The 17,755-nt window shown below is 61.6% G+C and carries 14 protein-coding genes and 1 pseudogene; 10 read left to right on the top strand and 5 right to left on the bottom strand.

What is annotated here, in order from left to right; genetic code table 11:
* Nucleotides 1–35 precede the first annotated feature (35 nt).
* Both AC13QO_RS23690 and AC13QO_RS23685 read right to left on the bottom strand, forming a co-directional pair.
* On the bottom strand, nt 36–635 hold the full coding sequence (locus tag AC13QO_RS23690) for a nitroreductase family protein (RefSeq protein ID WP_488542026.1): 600 nt from the start codon (nt 633–635) through the stop codon (nt 36–38).
* Nucleotides 636–671: 36 nt separating this feature from the next.
* On the bottom strand, nt 672–956 hold the full coding sequence (locus AC13QO_RS23685; protein WP_085779911.1) for a DUF2218 domain-containing protein: 285 nt from the start codon (nt 954–956) through the stop codon (nt 672–674).
* 131 nt (nt 957–1,087) lie between these two features.
* On the opposite strand from AC13QO_RS23685, the pseudogene AC13QO_RS23680 reads away from it, so the two are divergent.
* From AC13QO_RS23680 to AC13QO_RS23635, 10 genes and pseudogenes are all read left to right on the top strand, one after another.
* A pseudogene (locus AC13QO_RS23680) lies at nt 1,088–1,454 on the top strand (glutathione S-transferase family protein); the annotation flags it as partial.
* A 94-nt stretch (nt 1,455–1,548) separates the two neighbouring features.
* Complete coding sequence (locus AC13QO_RS23675) at nt 1,549–2,391, top strand: fumarylacetoacetate hydrolase family protein (protein WP_488542025.1); 843 nt, start codon at nt 1,549–1,551, stop codon at nt 2,389–2,391.
* Between the two features lie 204 nt (nt 2,392–2,595).
* Nucleotides 2,596–3,873, top strand: coding sequence for a polyhydroxyalkanoate depolymerase (locus tag AC13QO_RS23670; RefSeq protein ID WP_488542024.1), 1,278 nt, complete (start codon nt 2,596–2,598; stop codon nt 3,871–3,873).
* Between the two features lie 144 nt (nt 3,874–4,017).
* On the top strand, nt 4,018–4,452 hold the full coding sequence (locus tag AC13QO_RS23665) for a DUF2852 domain-containing protein (protein WP_064800136.1): 435 nt from the start codon (nt 4,018–4,020) through the stop codon (nt 4,450–4,452).
* Nucleotides 4,453–4,661: 209 nt separating this feature from the next.
* Nucleotides 4,662–5,420, top strand: coding sequence for a M48 family metallopeptidase (locus AC13QO_RS23660; RefSeq protein WP_488542023.1), 759 nt, complete (start codon nt 4,662–4,664; stop codon nt 5,418–5,420).
* A 75-nt stretch (nt 5,421–5,495) separates the two neighbouring features.
* The gene (locus AC13QO_RS23655) at nt 5,496–6,164 is read left to right on the top strand and encodes a phosphoribosylanthranilate isomerase (RefSeq protein ID WP_488542022.1); all 669 of its coding nucleotides are present in this window, start codon (nt 5,496–5,498) and stop codon (nt 6,162–6,164) included.
* Between the two features lie 2 nt (nt 6,165–6,166).
* Nucleotides 6,167–7,387: a tryptophan synthase subunit beta gene (gene trpB, locus AC13QO_RS23650; protein ID WP_488542021.1), complete on the top strand. Its 1,221-nt coding sequence runs from the start codon at nt 6,167–6,169 to the stop codon at nt 7,385–7,387.
* A 3-nt stretch (nt 7,388–7,390) separates the two neighbouring features.
* Nucleotides 7,391–8,230: a tryptophan synthase subunit alpha gene (gene trpA, locus AC13QO_RS23645; protein WP_285193299.1), complete on the top strand. Its 840-nt coding sequence runs from the start codon at nt 7,391–7,393 to the stop codon at nt 8,228–8,230.
* Nucleotides 8,231–8,269: 39 nt separating this feature from the next.
* Nucleotides 8,270–9,175 (top strand): acetyl-CoA carboxylase, carboxyltransferase subunit beta, encoded by a 906-nt coding sequence (accD, locus tag AC13QO_RS23640; RefSeq protein WP_183705815.1) that lies wholly within the window; start codon nt 8,270–8,272, stop codon nt 9,173–9,175.
* Nucleotides 9,176–9,259: 84 nt separating this feature from the next.
* Nucleotides 9,260–10,555 (top strand): bifunctional folylpolyglutamate synthase/dihydrofolate synthase, encoded by a 1,296-nt coding sequence (locus AC13QO_RS23635; RefSeq protein ID WP_085776439.1) that lies wholly within the window; start codon nt 9,260–9,262, stop codon nt 10,553–10,555.
* 62 nt (nt 10,556–10,617) lie between these two features.
* Here AC13QO_RS23635 and trxA read toward each other — a convergent pair whose 3' ends face one another.
* From trxA to addB, 3 genes are all read right to left on the bottom strand, one after another.
* The gene (trxA, locus tag AC13QO_RS23630) at nt 10,618–10,938 is read right to left on the bottom strand and encodes a thioredoxin (protein ID WP_004672616.1); all 321 of its coding nucleotides are present in this window, start codon (nt 10,936–10,938) and stop codon (nt 10,618–10,620) included.
* Between the two features lie 75 nt (nt 10,939–11,013).
* Complete coding sequence (gene addA, locus AC13QO_RS23625; protein ID WP_488542020.1) at nt 11,014–14,565, bottom strand: double-strand break repair helicase AddA; 3,552 nt, start codon at nt 14,563–14,565, stop codon at nt 11,014–11,016.
* Nucleotides 14,558–17,752, bottom strand: coding sequence for a double-strand break repair protein AddB (gene addB / locus AC13QO_RS23620; RefSeq protein WP_488542019.1), 3,195 nt, complete (start codon nt 17,750–17,752; stop codon nt 14,558–14,560). Before addB ends, addA begins: the two co-directional genes overlap by 8 nt.
* Nucleotides 17,753–17,755: the final 3 nt, after the last annotated feature.

Genomic DNA, 17,755 nt, shown 5'->3' with positions numbered 1-17,755 from the left:
TCGCAAGACGGCGGGGCTTTTGCTTGTTCTGTCGCTCAGTTGGCTAGGAAATGGCCGTTGAAGGCAAGGTCGGAGAGCGGCTTGCGCTGGCTCGGGAATTCGCGCGCCTGATTGCGTTCGGAAAGAACTCTCTTGTCGGCCAGACGGCCGACGGCAACGCCCGCTTCGATCCGGTAACCATCGGGGATATTGAAGGTTTTTCTGATTTCCTCATGTTTGATGCCGCCCATGCCATGGGCATAGAAGCCGGAAAGGCGCGCTTGCAGCGCCAGGTAACCCCAGGCTGCACCGGCGTCGAAGGAATGGGTGTAGCTCGGCTTTTCCTCGCCGGATCCGGCAACGCCGGTGAAGCTGCGTGAGACAACGAAGATCAATGCCGATGCGTTCTTCGCCCATTCCTGATTGGCGTCGACGAGCAGTGTGACGAATTTCTCCCAGTGCTCCGAGCCCTTGAGGGCATAGATGAAGCGCCAGGGCTGCTGGTTGGAAGAGGAGGGCGCCCAATGGGCGGCTTCGAGCAGGCTGAGCAGCTGTGCCTCATCGATGACTTCGCCGGTAAAGGCGCGAGGCGACCAGCGGTCGAGAAACATCGGATCGATCGGATATTGGGATTCGCGGTTATTGCTCTGCGTCATGCTTGTTCCAGGGTTAGGGCATAAAAATCGTTGAGGTCAATCGGTCCAGACGATGTCGAGTTCCTCGCGGAAGGCGAAACGCTTCAGATGATCATCGATCACCCCCTGCATTCTTGCCTGCTGGTCGGGATCGGCAACGGAAAGCGTCATGGTGAGCGCCGCATCGTCGGCGGCGAATATCACCTCGGCGCTTTCGCTGAACGGCACCCGGCCCTTATGCGGATCGAAATCGACGCTGAACTTGTGGCTCCAGTGTTTGCAGAGCTGCTGCAGGTAACGGCTCGCATGTTCGGTGCGTACGACGGCCTTGGAGAGGTGCATGTCGAACTCCATCTCATGTTGGACTGAGGCCAAAGTCATATTTCCTGCTTCGCCGTCTTGGCAAGCGCAGCGTCGTCGCAGCTGGGTGAACGGACAGTCTCCATGAGGATCGGCCTTGAGCGCGCGCCAAAGCGAAAAAACCAATCGATCTCTGTCCCGTCGACAGACGGGTTGAAAATCGATGGTTTCAACGACCGCGTCTATCCCGCCCTCAAATGGGGCCTATCGCGCCGGTTTTACCAGCAAGCAGATCGCCGATGAGAAAGCCTTCGCCGATGTCTCGATTGGATCGAGCCGCAATTCGAAAACTGGTCCTACCTCTTCGCTGAACACCGGCTTTCGGACTTTGCCGATCTAAGCGCCTTCTGCTGGCTCATATGTCCGAATATCCCTGAAACAATGGGTCTCGACCATATCAAACGAGGCTATTACTCGGTTGAAAGCTTGAACCCGACGAAAATCGTTCCTGCCTGTCCGGATCTCTCCGAAATTTTCTAGAACACCGTACCGCTTCCGGGCAAAGCCGTAATGACACCGATGAATAATTCGTTCATAGGTGGCTGCAAATCCGTTTTCGATGAGGAGGCATTCCATGAAGCTGATGCGTGTTGGCGAAGCAGGTCGGGAAAAACCGGCGCTTCTCGATGCCGATGGCAAGATTCGCGATCTCTCGGCGCATGTCGCCGACATCGGCGGCGACGCAATCTCGCCGGCCGGCCTTGCAAGGATCGCGGCGCTCGATCCGAAGGACCTTCCGGAGCTTGCCCCCGGCCGTATCGGCGCCTGCGTCGCCGGCACGGGCAAATTCATCTGCATCGGCCTCAATTTCTCCGACCATGCCGCCGAAACCGGAGCCACCGTACCGCCCGAGCCGGTCATCTTCATGAAGGCGACCTCGGCCATCGTTGGCCCGAACGACACCGTCCTCATCCCGCGCGGTTCCGAAAAGACCGACTGGGAAGTCGAGCTCGGCGTCGTCATCGGCAAGACGGCGAAATATGTCAGCGAAGCCGAGGCGCTCGACTATGTCGCCGGTTACTGTGTGTCGCACGATGTTTCCGAACGCGCCTTCCAAACCGAGCGCGCCGGCCAATGGACCAAAGGCAAGTCCTGCGACACCTTCGGCCCGATCGGCCCTTGGCTGGTCACCAAGGATGAAATCGCCGATCCGCAGAATCTCGGTATGTGGCTGAAGGTCAATGGCCAGACGATGCAGAATGGTTCCTCCAAGACCATGGTCTATGGAGTCGCCAACATCGTTTCCTATCTCAGCCAATTCATGTCGCTGCATCCTGGCGACATCATCTCGACGGGGACGCCACCCGGCGTCGGAATGGGCATGAAGCCGCCGCGCTTCCTCAGGAATGGCGATGTCGTCGAGCTCGGCATCGAAGGGCTCGGCAGCCAGAAGCAGAGCTTTGTTGCGGATCGTTAACGAAGTTAACTCAGCTGAACCTTAAACTTTCAGTTCTATGGTGATGCCAGAGATCAACTCTCTGGCATTTCTTGTGCAGGTCTGGGACGTCCATGTTGCTGTGCAACAAAAACCTGTTAGTCTGCGTTACGTGCCAGCGTGCGGAAAGAGCTCGACGTCTATCACCCGACGTCATCTTTTCGATAGAGAAAGGCAGCGCCTTCTATGTTCTATCAGCTTTATGAATTGAATCATGCCGCCATGGCGCCGTTTCGCGCCGCGGCTGACATCATGCGGTTTGCCTATGCCAATCCGCTGAACCCGTTCGCGCAGACGCCGTTCGGCCGCACGATGGCGGCAAGCCTCGAAATGTTCGAGCGTACGACGCGCCGCTACGGGAAACCGGAGTTCGGACTGAAGCAGACGGTGATCGGCGATCAGACGGTTTCCGTTCGTGAAGAGATCGTCTGGTCGCGGTCCTTCTGCAACCTCCTTCATTTCTCGCGCAACGTTCCGCCTGGCCGCGCCAGCGATCCGCGCATCCTGATCGTTGCGCCGATGTCCGGCCACTATGCGACGCTGCTGCGCGGTACCGTCGAGGCATTGCTGCCGACCGCCGATGTCTACATCACCGACTGGATCGACGCCCGCATGGTGCCGATGACGGAAGGCAGCTTCGATTTCGACGATTACGTCGACTACGTCATCGAGATGCTGCATTTCCTCGGTCACGACACGCATGTGATCGCCGTCTGTCAGCCGTCGGTGCCGGTGCTGGTCGCAGCCGCGGTGATGGAGGAAGCCCAGGATCCGCTGTCGCCGTCATCGATGACGCTGATGGGCGGCCCGATCGACACGCGCATCAATCCGACGGCGGTCAACAAGCTCGCCCAGGAGCGGTCGCTGCAGTGGTTTTCTGACAATGTCATCATGAACGTGCCCTGGCCGCAGCCGGGCTTCATGCGGCCTGTCTATCCTGGTTTCCTGCAGTTGTCGGGCTTCATGTCGATGAACCTCGACCGGCACCTCGTCGCCCACAAGGAGTTCTTCATGCATCTCGTGAAGAACGATGGCGAACCGGAAAAACATCGCGATTTCTATGACGAATATCTCGCCGTCATGGATCTGACCGCCGAGTTCTACCTGCAGACGGTCGAACAGGTCTTCATGAAGCATTCGCTGCCGAAGGGCGAATTGATGCACCGAGGCAAGCGGGTCGATCCGGCGGCGATCCGCAAGGTCGCGCTCCTGACCGTCGAGGGCGAGAATGACGACATTTCAGGCGTCGGCCAGACCAGGGCGGCGCAGACCATCTGCGTCAACATCCCCGAAGACATGCGCATGCATTATCTCCAGCCGGATGTCGGCCACTACGGCGTTTTCAACGGCTCGCGATTCCGTCGCGAGATCGCGCCGCGCATTGTCAATTTTGTCCGCCAGCATTCCCGCACCGCCGTCAAGCCGCGGGTGCCGCGCGTCATCAAGGGCGGTCGCACCGCCTGATTTAGCGACAGCTGAATTAGGGAAGCGGATTCAAGGCCTTGTTCGATTTCGCAGGCAATCGTCTTGAAGGCGGTTCTTGCGGTAACCACATCGATTTCCAGCGTTCGGCATCTTGCCGGCCGCGGAAAGCGAGGATACCGCACGATGAACCAGTCAGCATTGCTTCGACCGGATTGGACTCCGGCTACCATTGCCCTGATGATTCTCGGCTTCATGGTTTTCTGGCCTCTGGGTCTGGCCATGCTAGCCTACATCATTTTCGGCGATCGTCTGCGCGGCTTCAAGCGCGACGTCAATCAGGCGACCGACGGCTTCTTTGCCTCCTGCCGCCGTTCGCATGGCCGCCACCGCCCGCATTTTTCGACCGGCAACGTCGCATTCGACGACTGGCGTAAGGCCGAGCTCGACCGGATCGAGGAAGAGCGCCGCAAGCTCGACGAAATGCGCGAGGAATTCGACGAGTATCTGCGTGAACTCCGCCGCGCTAAGGACCAGGAAGAGTTCGACCGCTTCATGCGTGACCGCAAAAACGCCAAGCGCGACGACAACGGCCCGGTCGCGGAGTTCCAGACGCCGTGAAGGCCGAAGCATGTTTCGCAAAAAGTGTGCAGCGGTTTTGCGGGCAACGACATGCGTAAACGAAGACCTAAAGCGCAACGAGCGAGTCTGAACGATCGCGACACGCTTTAGGCGATGAATGATGACCGGCATCTCACGATGCCGGTTTTTCCATGTCTGCCTGCCCGCAAATCGTTTAGATTTGCCGGCGAATCGTATAGAAAATCACCATGTTTCCGCATCTGAAGACACGGCCAAAGGCGCGAAAGCCGGCTCCGCCCGAAACGCGGACGCTCGATGTCGCCGGCCGGCTCATGCCGCTGACCATCAAGCAGCACGATCAGGCAACCCGTATCACGCTTCGCATCGAGCCAGGTGGGCGGGCTCTGAGGATGACGGTGCCAAGAGGCCTTGCGGCGCGTGAGGTCAACGCTTTCCTCGATCGGCACCAGGGATGGCTGCTCACCAAGCTCGCCAAGTTTTCGATCGATACCGGCTTAAGCGACGGCGGGAAGATCCTCCTGCGCGGCGTTTCCCATCGCATCGAGCACACAGGCAGTCTGCGCGGCTTGACGGAGGCGGTCGCTGTGGATGGTAGCCCTGTGTTGCGCGTCAGTGGCCTGCCCGAGCATGTCGGACGGCGCATTTCGGCCTTCCTCAAGAAGGAGGCGCGCGCCGATCTCGAGAGGCTGGCGACGATGCATGCGGCAACGATCCGGGCACCGATCCGCTCGATCTCGATGAAAGATACCCGCAGCCGCTGGGGCTCTTGCTCGTCGGAGGGAAATTTGAGTTTCTCCTGGCGTATCGTCATGGCGCCGCCTTCGGTAATCGATTATCTGGCCGCTCACGAAGTCGCCCATCTCAAGGAGATGAACCACGGCCCCCGCTTCTGGGCACTTTGCAAGAAGCTTTGCCCCGGCATGGAGGAAGCGAAATTGTGGCTGAAGCGGCACGGCAGCCAGCTGCACGCCATCGATTTCGATTAGACCCAAGCCCCGCTAAATACAGCTTTCCATGCAAATTGGCTCGACTCTTGCAGCATTTCGTGTCACTTCGCTGCCATGAAACCCGATATCAAGATCTGTGGCTTGAAGACGCCCGAAGCGATTGATCGCGCGTTGAAACGCGGCGCGACCCATATCGGTTTTATCTTCTTCGAAAAGAGCCCGCGTTACGTCGAGCCGGATGTGGCGGCAAAGCTTGCCGAACCGGCGCGTGGCAGGGCGAAGATCGTCGCCGTCGTCGTCGATCCCACAAATGACGATCTGGACGAAATCGTGTCGCTGCTGAAGCCTGACATGCTGCAGCTCCATGGCGACGAGAGTCCCGAACATGTGCTGACCATCAAGGCGCTCTATGGTCTGCCTGTGATGAAAGTCTTTTCCGTGCGTACGGCCGACGATCTCAAGCGCGTCGAAGCCTATATCGGCATCGCCGACCGTTTCCTCTTCGATGCGAAAGCGCCGAAGGGTTCGGAACTGCCTGGGGGCAACGGGATTTCCTTCGACTGGAGCCTTCTCGGCTGGCTCGACGGCAGCATCGACTACATGCTGTCCGGCGGGCTGAACAAGGACAATGTCGCGGATGCGCTTGTGAAGACAAAGGCACGTGGTATCGACGTTTCCTCGGGTGTCGAAACCGAGCCCGGCGTCAAGAGCGTCACGTTGATCGATGAATTTTTCGATGCGGTCGAAGAGGCGGATAAGTCCGTCGTGGCCTCAGGGAGTTGAGAGTGAACGAAACGCCTAAACCGAATTCCTTCCGTTCCGGGCCCGATGAAGATGGCCGCTTCGGCATCTATGGCGGCCGTTTCGTTGCCGAAACGTTGATGCCTTTGATCCTCGATCTGCAGGACGAGTGGAACAAGGCGAAGAACGATCCGGCCTTTCAGGCGGGACTAAAGCATCTTGGCGCCCATTATATCGGCCGCCCGAGCCCGCTTTATTTCGCTGAACGGCTGACGGCCGAACTCGGCGGCGCGAAGATCTATTTCAAGCGCGAGGAGTTGAACCACACCGGTTCGCACAAGATCAACAACTGCATCGGCCAGATCCTGCTCGCCAAGCGCATGGGCAAGACACGGATCATCGCCGAAACCGGCGCCGGCCAGCATGGCGTCGCTTCGGCGACTGTTGCCGCCCGCTTCGGCCTTCCCTGCGTCGTCTACATGGGCGCCACCGACGTCGAGCGCCAGGCGCCGAACGTTTTCCGCATGAAGCTGCTCGGCGCCGAAGTCAAACCGGTGACGGCAGGCAGCGGCACGCTGAAGGACGCGATGAACGAGGCGCTGCGCGACTGGGTCACCAATGTCGAGGATACCTATTACCTGATCGGCACGGCGGCCGGCCCGCATCCTTATCCGGAGATGGTCCGCGACTTCCAGTCGGTGATCGGCGCCGAAGCGAAAGAGCAGATGCTGGCAGCCGAAGGCCGTCTGCCGGATCTCGTCATTGCTGCCGTCGGCGGCGGCTCGAACGCCATCGGCATCTTCCATCCCTTCCTGGATGATTCCTCCGTGAAGATCGTCGGCGTCGAAGCCGGCGGCAAGGGCCTGCAGGGCGACGAACATTGCGCCTCGATCACCGCCGGAACGCCCGGCGTGCTGCACGGCAACCGCACCTACCTGCTGCAGGATGGCGATGGCCAGATCAAGGAAGGTCACTCGATTTCGGCCGGTCTCGACTATCCCGGCATCGGCCCCGAACATTCCTGGCTGAGCGATATCGGCCGCGTCGATTATGTGCCGATCATGGACCACGAAGCGCTCGAGGCCTTCCAGACCCTGACCCGCCTCGAAGGAATCATCCCGGCGCTCGAGGCCGCGCATGCGATTGCCGAAGTCATCAAGCGCGCGCCGAAGATGGGCAAGGATGAGATCATCCTGATGAATCTCTCCGGCCGCGGCGACAAGGATATCTTCACCGTCGGCAAGATTCTGGGAATGGGACTGTAAGACATGACCGCACGCATGGACAAACGCTTTGCCGCGCTGAAAGCCGAGGGCCGTCCGGCGCTTGTGACCTATTTCATGGGCGGCGATCCTGACTACGACACCTCTCTCGGCATCATGAAGGCACTGCCGGAAGCAGGTTCCGACATTATCGAGCTCGGCATGCCTTTCTCCGATCCGATGGCCGACGGCCCGGCGATCCAGCTGGCCGGTCAGCGGGCGCTGAAAGGCGGCCAGACGCTGAAGAAGACGCTGCAGCTGGCGGCCGACTTCCGCAAGACCAACGATGTGACGCCGATCGTCATGATGGGCTATTACAATCCGATCTACATCTACGGCGTCGAGACGTTTCTGGATGATGCGCTTGCTGCCGGTATCGACGGCCTGATCGTCGTCGACCTGCCGCCTGAGATGGATGACGAACTCTGCATTCCGGCGATCCGCAAGGGTATCAACTTCATCCGCCTGGCGACGCCGACCACGGACGAGAAGCGCCTGCCCGCGGTGCTGAAAAACACCTCCGGCTTCGTCTATTACGTCTCGATGAACGGCATCACCGGCTCGGCGCTGCCCGATCCGTCGCTGGTTTCGGGCGCCGTCCAGCGCATCAAGCAGCATACGGAGCTGCCCGTCTGCGTCGGCTTCGGCGTCAAGACGGCGGAACATGCCAAGGTCATCGGCGGCTCGGCCGATGGCGTTGTCGTGGGCACAGCCATTGTCAATCAGGTCGCAACCAGTTTGACGAAAGACGGAAAGGCGACGGCCGACACCGTTCAGGCGGTCGCAACGCTGGTGCGCGGCCTTTCCTCGGGAACACGTTCGGCGCGCCTTGTTGCTGCCGAATAGTTTTCCCACATTGGCACCAATCAGTTAGGAGATTTCGAGTTGAACTGGATCACCAACTACGTTCGCCCGCGGATCAATTCCATGCTGGGCCGCCGCGAAGTTCCCGAGAACCTGTGGATCAAGTGCCCGGAAACGGGCGAAATGGTCTTCCACAAGGATCTGGAATCCAACAAATGGGTCATTCCCGCATCCGGTTATCACATGAAGATGCCGGCCAAGGCGCGCCTTGCCGACCTTTTCGACAATGGCGAATATGAATCGCTTCCGCAGCCGAAGGTCGCCCAGGACCCGTTGAAGTTCCGCGATTCCAAAAAATATATCGATCGCCTCCGCGACAGCCGTGTGAAGACCGAACAGGAGGATACCATCCTTGCCGGCCTCGGAAAGGTGCACGGTCTGAAACTCGTTGCCGTTGTGCATGAATTCAACTTCATTGGCGGTTCGCTCGGCATTGCCGCCGGTGAGGCGATCGTCAAGGCTTTCGAACGCGCGACCTCCGAAAAGTGCCCGCTGGTGATGTTCCCCGCCTCCGGCGGCGCGCGCATGCAGGAAGGCATTCTGTCGCTGATGCAGCTGCCGCGGACAACCGTTGCCGTTGACCTGCTGAAGGAATCCGGCCAGCCTTATATTGTTGTGCTCACCAACCCGACCACAGGCGGTGTGACGGCCTCCTACGCCATGCTCGGCGATATTCATCTGGCAGAGCCCGGCGCCGAAATAGGCTTTGCCGGCAAGCGCGTGATCGAGCAGACGCTGCGCGAGAAGCTGCCTGAGGGTTTCCAGACCTCCGAATATCTACTGGAACATGGTATGGTCGATATGGTCGTCAAACGTCACGATATTCCGGAGACACTGGCGCGTCTGCTGAAGATCCTGACGAAGAAGCCCGTTTCGGCGGCCAACGACATGAATGGCGGCGCGATCGCTCTGGCGGCGAGCGCCTGATAACCGACACACAGGCGGGGTGCCGAATTGATACCAAGAGGCCAAACCGCGGTGAGTGAGGCAGCGCAAGAGATAGAAAAACTCATGGGATTGCATCCCAAGGGGTTCGATCTGTCTCTCGATCGCATCACCCGTCTTCTCGATCAACTCGGCAACCCGCATCGGAAACTGCCACCTGTGATCCATGTCGCCGGCACCAACGGCAAGGGCTCGGTCACCGCCTTCTGCCGCGCCTTGCTCGAGGCCGGCGGCTACAGCGCCCATGTCCATACCTCGCCGCATCTCGTCAATTGGCACGAGCGCTATCGCATTGGTGTCAAGGGCGGGCGCGGGCAGCTCGTCGATGACGCCGTCTTCGCCGATGCTGTGCGACGCGTGGCGGATGCCAATGCGGGGCAGCATATCACCGTCTTCGAAATCCTGACGGCGGTCACCTTCATTCTGTTTTCCGAGCACCCGGCCGACGCCGCGATCATCGAGGTCGGTCTCGGCGGCCGTTTCGACGCCACCAATGTCATTTCCGATCCGGCCGTTTCGGTGATTATGCCAATCTCGCTGGATCACCAGCCCTATCTCGGCGACAGGGTTGAGCTGATCGCTGCCGAAAAAGCCGGCATCATGAAGCCGGGACTGCCTGTCGTCATCGGCCACCAGGAATATGATGCAGCACTCGACGTGCTGATGTCGACGGCGGAGCGGCTGCATTGCCCGAGCGCCGTCTTCGGTCAGGATTTCATGGCGCATGAGGAATATGGGCGGCTCATCTATCAGGACGAGTTCGGCCTTGCCGACCTGCCGCTGCCGCGCCTTCCCGGCCGCCATCAGTATGCCAACGCCGCCGCGGCCATCCGCGCCGTCAAGGCCGCGGGTTTCATTGTCACCGAGACGATGATGGAAAAGGCGATGAATTTCGTGGAGTGGCCGGGCCGGCTGCAGCGCCTCAGCGAAGGCCGGCTGATGCAATATGCGCCGGCCGGTGCCGAGATCTGGGTCGATGGCGGGCATAATCCCGGCGCCGGCGAAGTGATCGCCGAAGCCATGGCCAATTTCGAGGAGCGCCAGCCGCGGCCGCTTTTCCTGATCATCGGCATGATCAACACCAAGGACCCGATCGGTTATTTCAAGGCTTTCACAGGCCTGGTCGAGAAGGTGTTCTGCGTGCCGATCCGCGGCAGCGACGCGATGATCGACCCTGTGATATTGTCGAACGCCGCCTATGATGCCGGTTTGATCGCCGAACCGATGTCGACGGTCGGCGAGGCGCTGGAAGCGATAAAATCGGCCCTCGACCCAGCGGCACTGCCGCCCCGCATCCTCATCGGCGGCTCTCTCTATCTCGTCGGGGATGTGCTTGCCGACAACGGCACGCCCCCGAAATAAGCAGACGAAAAAAGCCCGGCCGAAGCCGGGCTTTTCCATGCGATATATGAAGACGATATCGATTAGGCGGCGTTCGAAATCCAGTTCGAAAGCGCTGTCTTCGGCTTGGCGCCGACGGAGATATCAGCGACTTCGCCGCCCTTGAAGATCGCGAGCGTCGGAATGGAGCGCACGCCGAACTGGGCGGCGAGTTCAGGGTTTTCGTCGATATTGAGCTTGGCGACCTTGACCTTGCCTTCCATCTCGACGGAGATTTCCTCGAGGCTTGGAGCAATCATCTTGCACGGACCGCACCATTCAGCCCAGAAATCGACGACGACGGGTTCTGCGGATTCCAGAACTTCCGACTGGAAGTTGTTGATATCGACTTTCACGGTAGCCATAGGCTGCTCCTTTGACCGAAGAAGATGTTGAACCACATGTGATGGTGCGGCGCCAAATTTTCAATGTCCGGTATTTCACTTTGTCTTGAGTCCTGCAAGCGCCAAACCGAGTGCCTCTTCGCTCAAAGTGTAGAGCGACGCATTCTCGGTGTAGACGAGCATGCAGTCGATGCGTTTGCCGGGATAGAGCGGTGCCAGGATCTCACGATAAATCGCGAGCTGAGCCTTATGTGCGAAAGGGATCGCCTCCTCGGTCGAAGGTGGCACCCGATTGGTCTTGTAGTCAAGAATGACGACACGGTCGGCAAGCACGGCGAGCCGATCGATACGGCCGGAGACCGCATAGCGCCTGTCTGCAAGCGTCAATGTTCCCATGATCGAAACTTCCGGCTGGGCCTCTACTCCGAGAACCGGCTGCAGACCTTCTTCGTCCATCAGTCTCAGAACCGAATCGACGAGCCGGCGGCGTTCCGCTTCAGGCCAGAACCGCGCCGCCCGCTCGGCATAGCGGCTTGCGGCATCCGGCCGTTTGACCGGGGGAATGTCGGGAAGCGCCTGCAGCATGCGATGGATCAACCTGCCCTTTTCCAGGGAATGATCGCTGCGCTCCTTCTCGCCGAACAGCGGCGAAGCGACAAACAAGCTGCCCTCGTCTTCGTCGACGATCGTCCCGGCGCCGGATGGGCTGAGGGGGCGGGGCAGCTCAGCCTGCGGCGGCAGTGGCCGCAATAGGCCTTCCGGCAACGCCTCCTGGCTGTCGCGCGCCTCATGGCGGTCGCTACGCTCGAAGCGCCGCTCCACCCGCGGCACCCGCCATCGGATGCCCGGCCATTCGCCGTCTGGGCCGGAGAAGGTGGCCGCCTCCACATGCGGATGGCCTTCGCTGAGCGCGGCTGAGATCATCATGTGCCAGGTATCGTTGTTGACACGAACGCCACGGTAGCCGCAAACAACAAGCCGGTCGGCAGCCCGTGTCATGGCGACGTAAAGCAGCCGGCGATACTCCTCTTCCGCCAGCATCTGGATCCGTGCTGCATCGTTTTGCGTCAGCGAATTGGCGAGGTCGGAGACGGGAACCCAGGCCGGCAGCGGCGGCTCGTCTGCGTCGGTTTCGATCAGGCGAAGCTTCGGCAGATGTGTATGCGTGAACGGCTTGGAGCCGCCGTCGACGAGGAAGACGATCGGTGCTTCAAGACCCTTGGAGGCATGCACGGTCATGATCCTTACCTCGTTGCGCCCCTTGTCCTGCTCACGCTTCACCTCCGGCGCTTCGAGCTCCAGCGTTGAGATGAAGGATTGCAGCCCGGGAAGGCCGGAACTCTCGTGGTCGAGCGTAAAGGTCAGGAACTCGTCGAGAATATCGCTAACCTCGGTGCCGAGACGGGCAAGGAATTGCCGCCGACCGCCATGGCTGCCCAGCACGCGCGCATAGAAATCATGGACCGACAGATGCCGCGACTGCCGCAGAAACAGCTCCAGCCTCTCGACGGCAGCACGGAATCGTTCAGTACCATCGGCCGCAAACCTCTTGAGCTGGCTCCAGACGCTCTCGTCGTCGCCCCGAAGGCCGGCGATTGCAAAGATATCGTCCTCCGAAAAATCGAAAAGCGGGCTCTTCAGCACGGCAGCGAGCGAAAGGTCGTCCTGTGGCAGAAGCAGGAACCGGCCGAGCGCCAGCAGATCCTGCACAGCGATATGGCTGGTCAGCGTCAGTCGGTCGGCGCCGGCGACGGGAATGTCGCCACGGCGCTTCAAGGCGCGGGTCAAGGCATTGACGAAGGCGTCGCGCTTGCGCACCAGAACGAGGATATCGCCGGCTTCGATCAGCCGCTCCGTGCCTTTGTCGACGATCGTTTCACGGCCGACGAGCGTGCCGATCGCATGGGCGATCCGCCGCGCGAGGATTGCGGCCGGCGCGCTTTCCGGCGTCGCATCGAAGGGCGCCGTCCAATCCTCTTCCTTCACCACCGCCTCAGGCGCGACCATCTCCCAGAGGTCGACGGCGCCGGGATGTCCGATGCGGCTGGATCGATGTACGACCGGTTCGCCGACAGCGCTGAGACCCCGCGCATTGTCCGCCGTCCGGAAGATCTGGTCGACGGCTTCGAGCACGTCGGCGGTCGAGCGGAAGGAGAGCGGCAGCCGCACGGAGGAAAAGCTCTGCCCGCTGTCGGCGACCCGCCGCCGTGTCCGGTCGCTCTCTTCGGAAAAACGCTCGGGTCGCGCTCCTTGGAAGGAGTAGATCGACTGTTTCTCGTCGCCGACGGCAAAGAGCGTGCGCACGATCGGCCGGGCGCTCTCGCCGGAAAAGAAATCCTCGGCGAGCGACTGGATGACGCTCCATTGGATCGGGCTGGTATCCTGGGCCTCGTCGACGAGGATATGATCGATACCCCGATCCAGCTTGTAATGGACCCAGGGACCGACGCCACTCTTCGTCAGCAGGTTGGCGGTGCGTGTGATCAGGTCTTCGAAATCGAGTTGGCTGCGCTGCTTCTTCAGTTCCTCGTAATCGTGGTTCAGCCGACCGGCGAGCACCAGCGCCGCCCTCGTGGCGCCGAACATCCGCATCAGCTTCAACCGGTCACGGCTTGCGGCGACATGCGCGCGGGCGGCGGCTATGGCGCTCGTCAATTCCGGCGCTTCCGCAAGCATGGCTTTGACCAGGAACTGCGAGTCCGTTTTCGGCTCGCCTTTTGCCGTCAAAAAGATCTTCTCCAGCATCTCGGCGCGCTTGGCATCATCGCGCTCCCGGCCGGCGAGCCTGAGGCCATAAGCAACCTCCTGCGCCTTGGCGCCGCCCTTCTGGTCGGAAAGCGCCAAATAAAGCTCCAGCATGCCGCCCGAAAGCTCCGGCAACGGCCAATATTGCGCCGCGATCCGGCTTTCAGTATCGCCTGCGGCAAGGCCGAGCCTGTCGCGCAGAACCGTCTCCACGCCGCCCTGTCGCTCGGCAGCCGCCGTGAAGCGGCGAATGGCATTGCGGTTGGCGATGATGTCGGCGAGCAGGTTCTCCAGCCCGGATTCATCGCCGAGATTGAGCACATAGGCGAAAGCCTCGGCAAGAGCGCTGCCTTCCTCCGGCGCCGTTGCCGACAGCAGCGCCCGGCGTACATCGGAAAGCAGTGCCGCCGCCGCGCGATCGTCGAGGACCGAGAAATGCCCGGCAACATTGGCCTCCAGCGGGAATTGGTGCAGCAGCGCTTCGCAAAAGGCATGGATTGTCTGGATCTTCAATCCGCCCGGCGTTTCCAGCGCCTTCGCAAACAGCCGGCGCGCCTCGGCAAGCTTTAAGGCATCCGGCGCCGTACCCTCGATCTGCGTGATGCGCCGGCTGAGATTTTCGTCGTCAAGCACCACCCAGTCTGCCAGCCGTTCGAAGACGCGGTTCGACATTTCGGAGGCCGCGGCCTTGGTATAAGTCAGGCAGAGAATGGCGGAAGGCCGTGCGCCGGCGAGCAGGAGACGAATGACACGCTGGGTCAGGACATGCGTCTTGCCTGAACCGGCATTGGCCGAGACCCAGGCCGAGCGCTCGGGATCGGAGGCGATTGCCTGTTGAATCGTGGTCCAGCCGATCCAGGCGCCGGGATCGTCGTCAATCGGAAGTGCGGTCTGGTCACTCATCGCCGCCGCCTTCCTCGGTCTCGGCCGTCGACCATTCGGAGACGCGGGCGAGATGATCATAGTCGCCGCCGAAATCAAACTGCTGCGCCGGAATGAGCCGCGAGGTAAAGCCTTTTTCGCCGGACTGCAGCAAACTGACGAACTTGATCAGCTGGTCGACCGAGTCCGCGGCAAGGTCCATCGCCGATTTTGCCTTGTCGCTGCGGGCCGAGTTTTCGTTGTTCACCGTATCGACCTGGAACCGGCGTCCCGGACGCAGACGGACATAGAGCAGATCCTGCGGGATGGGACTGCCGGCATCGCGGAAGGCGCCGGCGCTCAACGCGGCCGCTTCGAGCGCGAGCTGCGGATCGAGAAGCGCGCGTGCCTGTGCCGGTGAGGGGTTGTAGCCGGTCTTGTAGTCGATGATATCGGCCGCCCCCGGCCCCGTAATATCGATCCGGTCGGCAACGCCGTTCAGCCGGACATCGATCGCCTCCAGCTCCACGCCGCCGCGCACTTCCGTCAGTGTCCTGCGGATGGCGGGACGTCGTCCGGCCTCCCATTCGAGGAAGGCGCCGGCCACGTCGCGAAAGCGCGGCCGCCACACGGCATCGATGTGTGGCGGCAGCTTCTCCATGTCGAAAAGCTCGGTAAGAATCTGCTCCATCGCCGCTGCCGCCTCCGGCGTGCCGGCGACATGGGCTTCGCGGATGAACCGGTCGATGATCTTGTGGTAGAGCGTTCCGCGTTCGGCCGCTCCCGGATCCCGGTTGAACGCGTCGACCGGATCGAGCCGCAGGATACGGCGGGCATAGATCGCATAGGGATCGCGGCGCAGCCGGCCGACCTCGCTGAAGGAATAGGACTTCGGCTGCAGCGCCAGAGGCGGTTTCGGCGAGGGTCGCTGCGCCGGTGCCTGAACCTCTCCCCGATCGATGAGGCCGGCCCATTGCTGATACCGGTTACCGCGCCCTCTCAATGCCGCTTCGAATGTCTCTCCGCCGAGCGCCAGCAGCCGCTGCAGCCAGCGCGAGGCGACGGTCGGCGTCGAACCTTGGCGCAGCGCTCTCGAATAGATCAGGTGGCGAGTGCCGTTCGCCATCTCGAAATCATGCGCCAGCTGGCCGATGCGCCGCTCCGGCGGTTCGAGCCCGATCTCTGTCTTCATCATGCGCGGAATGAAGGGATTGTTTGCGCTCTGCCCTGGCCAGGAGCCTTCGTTCAAGCCGCCGAGGATCAGCGTGTCGACGCTCTGTAGGCGGGCTTCGAGCGTGCCGAAGATGAAGAGGCGGGGATGGCTGAGTGCCCGGGGTTTCACCGCATGGCCGGCGGCAAGTGCGGCCATGATGTCGATCCATTGCGGCCCGTCGGCCTCCATCTGGCCATCCGTGTCGATCACTTCGCTGAGAAGCGAGGCAAGGGCGTCTCCTGCCTCGTGCGACCAGAGATCGGCAAGATTGCCGTGCGGATCTGCCGCGACCGCTTCGAGCGAACGGCCGGTCCGCTCCGCCCATTCGGACAGCGTGAAACGCGCCGTCTTGCCGCGTTCTTCCGGCCGGTGCCGGACCAGCGCGGAAGCCAGAGGCTCGGTTGCGCGGGCAACCCGGCGGGCAAGCTCGGATGCGGCATTGGCCGCCTCGGCTGGCAGTGTTTTTCGCCATTGCGGCGTGTGTCGGTCCAGAGCCTGCTCGCCGAGCTGATGGGCCAGGAGCGACTCGAGCGCACTGATATCCACCTCCGCCACGCCGCCGCGCAGTGCCAGCAGCTCAAGCGCCTCGGTCGCAGAAATCAGGGCCCCACGTTCGAGGCCGAAGCGGGCCAGCGGATGTTTGAGCAGCGAGACGATCGCCACCGGATCGCCCGGGCGCAGCGCCGCCTCCAGCAGTAATTGCAGCAGGGTGCCCTGCGGGGTGGCCGAAAGCGGCGTGCCGGCCGAATCGTCGGCGAGGATGCCGAAGCGGGACAGTTCGGCCATCACCCGACGGGCGAGATTGCGGTCGGGCGTGATCAGGGCTGCCCGGCTTTCGCCGTCCTGGCCCGGCCTTTCCAGTGCGAGCCTGAGCGCGATGGCAATTGCGGTTGCTTCCTCGCGTTCATTGGCAGCTTCGATCAACGAAACATCGGCGAAGGCCGAAGTCAGCGCTCCCTCGGGCAACGCGCCCTTCCAGGCCCCCCAGTCGCTGGTCGCCTCTGCCGGCGAGAGCGCGCGCGATAGGATTTCGGCGCGTCGATCGAGATCGGTCTCCGGCCTCTCAAGCAGGCTGATGTCGGCTCGTGTCAGCCTCAGCCTCTTCAGCAGCGAGGACAGGCCATATTGCGGATGGCTCCGGCTGGCCGGATTGGCATGCTGGCCCGGTGCCGGTTCCGGCGCGACCATTTGCCAATGCCTATCGGGCATGGAGAGATCGAGGCCGGGAAGGACGATCACGCCTTCGGGCAGATTGGCAACGGCGGCGATGAGATCGGCCGTGGCAGGGACCGAACCCGTCGAACCGGCGATGATAATCGGCCCCGCCGGCTTCGCCGTAGAAATCCTGGCTGCCTCGGCCCGCAGAATGGCGTTCCTGTGCCGCGCCCGCGAGGACCTGCCGAGCTCGGAAAGCCGCTCCGGCCAGAAGGCGCTGGCGATCTGCAGGAACTCCGCCGTCAGCTGCCACCAGGCGGCGTAGTCACCGGTGTCGAGTTTCGACAGTTCCGACCAGTCAAGATCCTCGGTTTCGATGGAATCGATCAGCTCCGCAAGGTTGCGGGCGAGCCAGATAGCATCCGCCGGGCTGGCCGGCGCAACCAAAGGCGAGTCCGAATGGATATGACGGACGATCTCCGGCAGTTTGTTTCGCCAGGCAAGGATCAGGCGCGCCAGTTCCAGCAGCCGGGCGGTATTCGACAGCGGCTGGGCGAGATCGATCGTTGCCGGCAGCGCCTCTTCGAAATATCCGCTGTCGTCATCGGTTTCGCCGAGCGGACGAATGACCGGCAGGATCGCCGAGCGGCCGCCGAGCAGATCGACGAATTCCGAACGGAGCACACGCACGGCGCGCCGGGTCGGCAGGTAGATCGTCACCCTGGCGAGCGACAGCGGATCAGCGGGCTCATGCCGAAAGAGCGGCGTCAGGCGTCCGTCGCAAAGCGTCGTTGCCAGCGTTTTCAGGAAGGGGAGGCCCGCCGGGATCGTCAGGATGCGTGGCTGGTGCCGGTCCGCCATGAG

Source organism: Rhizobium sp. CNPSo 3670 (assembly GCF_057784555.1).
The sequence above is the reverse complement of the archived record's forward strand: the minus strand, read 5'-3'. Positions and strand labels throughout refer to the sequence as shown.